Raw genomic sequence first — 8727 nt, 5'->3', positions numbered from 1 at the left:
TGAATGGGTTCATGTGCAGCTCCATCAGCAAAAGGGGATGATAAGTTTATCACCACCGACTATTTGCAACAGTGCCCTTACTAGTGCAAATTGTGACCGCATTTTTGAGGACCGTATCAGTGGCAAGATTGCAAACCGCCCCGGCCTGAAACGAGCGCTAAAGTATGTAAATAAAGGCGATACTCTTGTCGTCTGGAAATTAGACAGACTGGGCCGCAGCGTGAAAAACCTGGTGGCGTTAATATCAGAATTACATGAACGTGGAGCTCACTTCCATTCTTTAACCGATAGTATTGATACCAGTAGCGCGATGGGGCGATTCTTTTTTCATGTAATGTCAGCACTGGCCGAGATGGAGCGAGAATTAATTGTCGAGCGAACCCTTGCCGGACTGGCTGCCGCCAGAGCGCAAGGACGACTGGGAGGGCGCCCTCGGGCGATCAATAGACATGAACAGGAACAGATTAGCCGGCTATTAGAGAAAGGCCATCCTCGGCAGCAATTAGCTATTATTTTTGGTATTGGCGTATCCACCTTATACAGATACTTTCCGGCAAATCGTATAAAAAAACGAATGAATTAAAATAAAAGTCACAACAGGATGGATATAACATTTTTGTAATACAGACGTATGGCATGAATAAACCGAAAGGGTATACGAAAAAGACAGCATCTAATAAAAAAGAGAAAAAATTCAACGCATTAACATATATAGTATAACACACTCACGATAAAGCCTATGTTATATCCAGCTATAGACGACATCGCTCAAAACACTACCAGACGCAGTGTTCACATAGAAAGGCTTTTTAATCAAACTGTTAGATGTAAGCATTTACGGATAGAAAAAGTAGTAAAGTTTATGCCTTAAGTGTCGATAACCTGGATGACACAGGTAAGCCTGGCATAACATTGGTTATCAAAAACCTTGGTTTTCAAGAACCAATAAATCGTGTGGCTGATGCGCTATAAAAATCGCAGAGCGGTGACGATATTCCGCATAAGGAGCTGTTCGTTCGCAACATTCGAACGGTGACGTTAAAGCCGGTTTTATTGGCTAATGAAGACGAAGGGGACAAAATTACTACAGAGTTGATACCACAGAGATAGTCCAGGCTCGCAGGTGATACGGGATTTAACGCCGGAAAGTCTGCACAGAACACGATCTGCCGCCGGATACCATTAAATTGCCCCGCAACGCGTTATCAATACTACTACCGACGTTTCCCGTTACCTTGTTGTCGGTACGCTTACCTCATTGTCTGAAAGGTTATTTACGAAGTTATGATTAATAATCAACGGGCGTCTGGTATGCGAATCCAGTTCCCCAATCCTGGCGCTTTGCCTGTGCGACCATACGCACATAAATAAGCCTGAAACCAAACTTCACCGCTTAACGCTCTCCTCTTTCCCGATTTTTACGCAAAAAATCATCACATGATCAAGTGTCGTATTAGTTATTGCATTTTACAAATGATATTGGTAATTATTATCATTCTCATTAACAGCTTGTTCGATTTATGACGTGGAGAGAGAGGATTTCTCATGCGTATTCTGTTTGTCGGTCCACCACTGTATGGACTGCTATACCCTGTGCTGTCCCTGGCGCAAGCGTTTCGTGTTAATGGCCATGAAGTACTGATTGCAAGCGGTGGAAAATTTGCACAGAAAGCAGCCGAAGCTGGGTTGGTGGTATTTGACGCTGCGCCTGGTTTCGATTCGGAAGCGGGTTATCGCCGTCAGGAGGCATTGCGAAAAGAAAATAACATTGGAACAAAAATGGGGAACTTCTCATTCTTCAGCGAAGAGATGACTGACCCGCTGGTCGCGTTCGCCGGGCAGTGGCGACCAGATCTCATCGTCTACCCTCCCCTTGGGGTCGTTGGACCACTGATTGCCGCTAAGTATGACATTCCGGTAGTGATGCAAACCGTCGGCTTCGGTCATACGCCCTGGCACATCAAAGGCGTGACGAAATCACTTTCTAACGCCTACCGCCGCCATGGGGTCAGCGCGCCACCAAGAGATCTGGCGTGGATAGACGTCACACCGCCCAGCATGAGCATACTGCAAAATGACGGAGAGCCGGTTATCTCCATGCAATACGTCCCGTATAACGGCGGCGCCGTCTGGGAAGAATGGTGGGAACGTACACCTGATCGCAAGCGTCTTCTGGTCAGCCTCGGCACCGTCAAACCGATGGTGGATGGCCTGGATCTGATTTCCTGGGTAATGGATTCTGCCGGCGAAGTAGATGCCGAAATCATCCTGCATCTTCCGGCAAACGCCCGCTCGGATTTACGTTCGCTGCCGCCGAATGTCCGTCTGGTCGACTGGCTTCCGATGGGCGTTTTCCTTAACGGCGCCGACGGTTTTATCCACCATGGCGGCGCAGGCAACACCCTGACGGCGCTACATGCCGGCATTCCGCAGATAGTCTTTGGTCAGGGTGCCGACAGACCCGTCAATGCCCGCGCCGTGGTCGAGCGCGGATGCGGCATTATTCCCGGTAAGAGCGGGCTTACCAGCAGCATGATCAATACCTTCCTCGGTAATCGCGCGCTTCGCGAGGCGTCGCAGGAGGTCGCGGCGGAAATGGCGGCCCAGCCTTGCCCGACCGAGGTGGCAAAAAAACTGATCGCCATGCTGCAACACGGCTAACCGCGGCAGCGCAATGACAATATGGCGGCTGAGCCCAGATTGCGTCGCCATATCTCATCTTTCACCGATAAGGAGGCTTAATGCCCGCGACTCATTCCCCCATGCCCGCTCGTGCCTGGATAGTTCGCCTTGCCCGCGTGTGTTGGGAACGTAAAACACTGAGCATCATTGTCATCGTAGCATCAGTATCGACCATTTTACTGGCTGCGCTGACGCCGCTAATAACGCGTCAGGCCGTCAATGACGCGATAGCAGGCGATACGACCCACCTGCCGTTACTTGCCTGCGGCCTGATATTAATTGCCCTTTTTGATTTTATCGGGAATTACGTGCGCCGCGGCTATGCCGGAGAACTCTCGTTGTGGGTTCAGCATACGTTACGTAGCCGTGCGTTCGACAGTATTCAAAAACTGGACGGCGCAGGCCAGGACGCCTTGCGTACCGGGCAGGTCATTTCGCGTACCAACAGCGATCTTCAACAGGTACACACCTTGCTACAGATGTGTCCGGTGCCGCTGGCGGTGCTCACTTACTATGTGGCCGGTATCGCGGTGATGCTATGGATGTCGCCATCCATGACGCTTATCGTGATTTGCGTACTGGCCGCCCTTGCTATTACCGCCCTGCGCGCCCGTCGCCGTGTTTTCGCGCAAACGGGGCTTGCCTCAGACCGGCTGGCGCACATGACGGAACATATGCGCGAAGTATTGGAACAGATCTCAGTGGTGAAGTCCTGCGTGGCGGAGTTACGCGAAACGCGTTGGCTCGATGGTCAGTCGCGGCAGATGGTGCGGGTACGCATCGGTGCCGCTATCTCGCAGGCGATGCCGGGCGCAACCATGCTGGCGCTACCGGTGATAGGGCAAATCGTCCTGCTGTGCTATGGCGGCTGGTCGGTAATGAATGGGCGCATCGATCTGGGAACCTTCGTTGCGTTCGCGAGTTTTCTCGCTATGCTGACCGGCCCCACCCGCGTACTGGCATCGTTTTTGGTTATCGCACAGCGCACACAGGCGTCGGTGGAGCGCGTCTTCGCGCTTATCGACACGCGTTCTCGCATGGAAGACGGTACTGAGTCGGTTGAGGGTCAGATTATCGGGCTGGACGTGGAGAAGATGAGTTTCCACTACGACAACGGTAACCGTATCCTCAATGAGATCTCGTTTTCCATTCACGCCGGTGAAACCGTGGCAGTGGTTGGCGCCTCCGGCTCCGGGAAATCAACATTGCTGATGTTGCTGGCGCGCTTTTACGATCCCACCTCCGGCGGGGTGTGGCTCAACACCACTGCGGGTCAACAGAATATTCGCGACCTGAAACTGACGGCGCTTCGTCGTCGCGTTGGCGTAGTGTTTGAAGACGCGTTTTTGTTTGCCGGTACGGTGGCGGAAAACATCGCCTATGGGCACCCGCAAGCGACTCAGGACGACATTCGACGCGCCGCCGATGCCGCAGGCGCCAGCGGGTTCATCAATGCGCTACCGCAGGGGTTCAACACCCGACTGGCCGAACGCGGAAGCAACCTCTCCGGCGGCCAACGCCAGCGTATTGCGCTAGCCCGGGCACTGATTACCGCGCCGGAACTGCTGATTCTCGATGACACCACCTCGGCGGTCGATGCCGGTACTGAAGCGGAAATTAACACGGCTCTTGGTCGTTATGCCGATAATGAGCATATGCTGCTGGTGATTGCACGCCGCCGTTCAACACTGCAGTTAGCCGATCGGATCGTCGTGCTGGATAAAGGCCGCGTCGTGGATATCGGTACCCAGGCGGAGCTGGATGCAAGGTGTCCGACGTTTCGCTCGCTGATGAGCGGCGAGGGAGATTTTCTCGCCCTCGCCCCGGCGGAACAACGTGCGCTATGGCCAACAACGCAGGCGGTAAAATCCGACGACGCGCATGAGCGCCAGACAACCGCCGGAAAAGGTTTTGTCGACCGGATGACGCGCGTTCCGGAACGCGCCGTACAGATGGCGCTGGCAGGCCACGGGCGTCAAGTCTCATCGCTGCTGACGCCAGTAGCCTGGATGTTCGTCATCGCCGCCCTGCTTATCGCGCTTGATTCCGCCGCAGGCGTTGGCGTGCTGGTGCTTTTGCAGCGCGGTATTGACTCAGGCGTTGCCGCAGGGGATATGTCGACTATTGGCATATGCGCTCTGCTCGCGCTGTGTCTGGTAGCGATCGGTTGGTGCTGCTATGCGCTGCAAACGATCTTCGCCGCCCGCGCGGCAGAGTCGGTACAGCATACGGTACGCTTACGCAGCTTCAGCCACCTGCTACGCCTGAGTCTTCCCTGGCACGAGAAGCACATCGACTCGCGTCTTACTCGCATGACCGTCGACGTTGATTCACTCGCCCGATTTCTGCAAAACGGTCTTGCCAGCGCGGCCACCAGCATCGTGACGATGGTCGCTATCGCCGCGGCAATGTTCTGGCTTGACCCCATTCTTGCGTTAACGGCATTAAGCGCCGTACCTGTAGTGATACTGGCGACGTGGATTTACCGCCGTTTGAGCTCGCCTGCCTACGCCCAGGCACGGCTGGAAATTGGTAAGGTGAACAGTACGCTTCAGGAAAAGGTCTCCGGTATGCGGGTAGTGCAGTCACACGGTCAACAGAAGCAGGAAGCCGCCAGGCTACGGGCGTTATCAGACAACTTCCGCGCCACCCGCGTGCGGGCGCAAAAATACCTTGCTGTCTATTTTCCGTTCCTGACCTTCTGCACCGAGGCCGCCTATGCCGCCGTGCTTTTAATCGGGGCGACCCGGGTCGCCGGAGGCGAAATGACGCCCGGGATACTGGCGGCGTTCTTCCTGCTACTAGGACAATTTTATGGCCCGGTACAGCAGTTGTCAGGCATTGTTGATTCCTGGCAGCAGGCGACCGCCAGCGGCAAACATATCAATGCGCTATTGGCGACTGAGGAAACGGAGAATATTGAACCGTCCTCCATAACGCCTGGCACTGGCGGCGCGCTACGTCTGGAGGCATTGACATTCCGCTATCCCGAAAAAACGCAACCTGTGCTTGATAAGCTCTCGCTCACCATTCCGCCAGGAACGGTAGTCGCGGTGGTCGGACGTAGCGGCGCCGGCAAATCGACGCTGATCAAACTGCTGGCCGGGCTCTACTCTCCCGGCAGCGGGCAAATCCGTGTCGGTGAGCGCCTAATTGATGCCGCGTCGCTTAGTGATTATCGTCGCCAGACGGGGCTGGTCACTCAGGATGTCGCATTATTTAGCGGCGATATTGCCGAAAATATCCGCTATTCGCGGCCAGACAGCAGCGACACGGAGGTGGAGATCGCGGCGCGACAGGCGGGACTCTTTGAAACTGTGCAACATCTGCCGCTGGGGTTTCGTACTCCGGTCAATAACGGCGGCACGGATCTGTCCGCGGGCCAGCGTCAGTTGATTGCCCTCGCCCGCGCCCAACTGGCACAGGCGCACATTCTGCTGCTCGACGAGGCGACAGCGCGTATCGACCGCAGCGCCGAGGAGCGCTTAATAACCTCGCTTACCGGAGTGACGCATACCGAGAAACGCATCGCGCTTATCGTCGCGCACCGACTGACCACCGCTCGCCGCTGCGATGTTATTGTCGTAATCGATAAAGGATGTATCGCTGAATATGGTAGCCATGAGCAGTTGATAGCGGCTCATGGCCTGTATGCTCGTCTGTGGCGGGACAGCATCGGCCAGACACGCGATACGCAAGGAGAGGTCATAGGATAGTTTTTATCGCCACGATTTACGCAAAAGAAAGCCCGCAAGCGGCTGTTCCTGTAACAGCCGCTTTAGCTATTGATACTGACCGAAATATAAATGAGATGGAATACAGAAAATGAGACTGAGCCCGCCCGTCGCTCCTGTCGCTATACAGACCGCTACGCGCCTTCGCCGCCAACTCGCCGCCGGAAGCCAGGTTGACGCTTCTCACTTCTGGCGAGAAGCAAACTCGCTCGCGCTGCCGCTGGTGACAGCCATTAACGACGCAGACGATGAACGGGAAGTCACCTTCCTGTGGCGTGCCGCCTCTCCTCTGCGGGGGGTTTATGTCCGCCTGAACCGTGTCACCGATAAAGATAACGTGGCGAAAGGTATGATGACGCAACTGCCCACAACGGATATCTGGCATCTGACGCTTCGCTTACCGGCATCCTACTGCGGTTCCTATACGATGGTCGAAATACCACCGGAAACCCCGGACGAGACGGTGTTGCAGCTTGGAAGCCGTTTCGCCTCCCTTGTCGGGAAGGCGGACCCACTGAACAGCACGCCGGGAATAAATGTTCGGGGCAATGCGCAGGAATCCGTTCTGGCGCTGGATCACGCCCCGGCACAGGAGGAGTGGTCAGGCTGTCGCGCTTACGCCGGGCAGCTTTTCACCTCAGAACATCGGCTCGCCGGACAACGTCGCCGTGTGCGGCTGTATCTTCCTGACGTTCCTGTCGTACAACCGCTGGGCTTACTGGTACTCACGGATGGCGAGATCTGGTTCGACCATCTTGGGGTAAGTGCCGCCATTGACGCTGCCATCCGCAGCGGACGCATCGCGCCGGTGGCCGTACTCGGCATTGATAACATCAACGCGCGTGAACGCGTCGCAATCCTCGGCGGTCGCCGCGAGCTGGTGCTCGACATTGCCGAACGCCTGCTGCCAACCCTTCGCGCCAAATACCCGGAACGGCGGTGGGCGGACCGTACACAAACGGTGCTGGCAGGGCAAAGCCTCGGCGGCGTGACCGCGCTGATGGCGGCCCGCCACGCGCCAGAGAGCTTCGGCCTGGTGCTGAGCCACTCCCCCTCAATATGGTGGACGCCGGACATCCGCAATCGCCCGCCCCATTTCAGCGCAGAAGAGCGCTCATGGGTCAGCGAACATGTGTTATCCGCGCCCTCGCCAGCCGTACGTACGCATCTGTGCGTGGGATCGCTGGAAGGTTCGACGGTCCCGCAGGTCAAACAGTTGCATGAAAAATTGCGCGCCGCCGGCGTCGAAAGCCATTGCAGCGTGTACACCGGCGGTCACGATTATGCCTGGTGGCGCGGCGCGCTGATTGACGGATTACGTCTACTGCCCCGATAAAACTTCACCTGCCAAAAAGGAATCACATCCGATGTATGGTCGCCAGTACCACAACAAGTGCTATCGCATGGCGCTATTTTTAGTGAGTTTTTGTTTTAGCGCGCTGAGTTATGCGCAGCCGGATATGCAGCCATTAGGGCCGAATATTGCTGATAAAGGTTCGGGATATTACCATTTTAGGGTCAATGACTTTCAATCTGCTGATGGCGCAAGACATTACCGGGTATGGACCGCTATTCCCAATAAAGCCGCCCCGCCGTCGGGTTATCCTGTCTTATATATGCTGGACGGCAACGCAGTGATGGACAGGCTGCCGGAGGCGCTGCTCAAACAACTGGCAGACCACTCGCCGCCGGTGATTGTGGCGATTGGCTATCAGACTAACCTGCCGTTTGATCTTAACGGCAGAGCTTATGACTATACGCCGGCGCCGGGAATCGATCGCGATGGCAGTGAAAATAACCCGCGTTTCCATCGTAAAACCGGCGGCGGGCCAGCGTTCCGCCAGCTACTGGAGAAACATATCGCGCCGCAGGTGGAACAAGGAATCACCATCAACCCCGAACAGCGCGGGGTATGGGGACATTCTTATGGCGGCCTGTTCGTTTTGGACTCCTGGCTGTCGTCATCCTTCTTTCATATCTATTACAGCGCCAGCCCGTCACTCAGCAGGGATAATTTTGCCCTGTTGAATCGCCTTACGACAGTGAAGCCGTCGCCGTTCTGCCATAAAAAACTCATCATAATGGAAGGTTCAGCGTCGAATGGGGATAGCAGGCAACGCCAGATGGCCGAGCTCCTGCAAAAAGTTCAGGAGACCGTGAGAACGCTTGAGAACAACGGCGTTAACGCGGCCCTGCAGCATTACCCGGGCCTGGGCCACGGGCCCATGTTTAACGCCTCTTTTCGCAGTGCATTGCTGGATATCAGTCGCGAACCGGCAAGCCAAAAACCACGCTGCCATTAACCCGCCGC

Annotated in this window: 5 protein-coding genes; all 5 read left to right on the top strand. The window is 55.4% G+C overall.

Annotation, left to right across the window (positions count from 1 at the left end):
- Positions 1 to 37 precede the first annotated feature (37 nt).
- On the top strand, positions 38 to 583 hold the full coding sequence (locus ACLJRH_RS19350; protein ID WP_410958101.1) for a recombinase family protein: 546 nt from the start codon (positions 38 to 40) through the stop codon (positions 581 to 583).
- 962 nt (positions 584 to 1545) lie between these two features.
- Positions 1546 to 2661 (top strand): salmochelin biosynthesis C-glycosyltransferase IroB, encoded by a 1116-nt coding sequence (iroB, locus tag ACLJRH_RS19345; RefSeq protein ID WP_001221110.1) that lies wholly within the window; start codon positions 1546 to 1548, stop codon positions 2659 to 2661.
- Positions 2662 to 2741: 80 nt separating this feature from the next.
- Entirely contained in the window at positions 2742 to 6398 is a 3657-nt protein-coding gene (iroC, locus tag ACLJRH_RS19340; RefSeq protein WP_023136562.1) for a salmochelin/enterobactin export ABC transporter IroC, read from the top strand.
- A 109-nt stretch (positions 6399 to 6507) separates the two neighbouring features.
- Entirely contained in the window at positions 6508 to 7752 is a 1245-nt protein-coding gene (locus ACLJRH_RS19335) for an esterase family protein (protein ID WP_023136561.1), read from the top strand.
- A 31-nt stretch (positions 7753 to 7783) separates the two neighbouring features.
- Positions 7784 to 8719, top strand: coding sequence for an alpha/beta hydrolase (locus tag ACLJRH_RS19330; protein ID WP_000274358.1), 936 nt, complete (start codon positions 7784 to 7786; stop codon positions 8717 to 8719).
- Positions 8720 to 8727 lie beyond the last annotated feature (8 nt).

Origin of the sequence: Salmonella sp. SAL04162, from assembly GCF_046551535.1 — a bacterium.
Lineage (GTDB): Bacteria > Pseudomonadota > Gammaproteobacteria > Enterobacterales > Enterobacteriaceae > Salmonella > Salmonella enterica.
Note: the sequence above shows the minus strand (reverse complement) of the source record. Positions and strands in the feature narration are given on the sequence as shown.

Bases quoted from the DNA above. Each gene is read 5' to 3' on its own strand.
- ACLJRH_RS19330 (WP_000274358.1), top strand. From the start codon at position 7,784: ATGTATGGTCGCCAGTACCACAACAAGTGCTATCGCATGGCGCTATTT.
- ACLJRH_RS19335 (WP_023136561.1), top strand. From the start codon at position 6,508: ATGAGACTGAGCCCGCCCGTCGCTCCTGTCGCTATACAGACCGCTACG.
- ACLJRH_RS19350 (WP_410958101.1), top strand. From the start codon at position 38: ATGATAAGTTTATCACCACCGACTATTTGCAACAGTGCCCTTACTAGT.
- iroB (WP_001221110.1), top strand. From the start codon at position 1,546: ATGCGTATTCTGTTTGTCGGTCCACCACTGTATGGACTGCTATACCCT.
- iroC (WP_023136562.1), top strand. From the start codon at position 2,742: ATGCCCGCGACTCATTCCCCCATGCCCGCTCGTGCCTGGATAGTTCGC.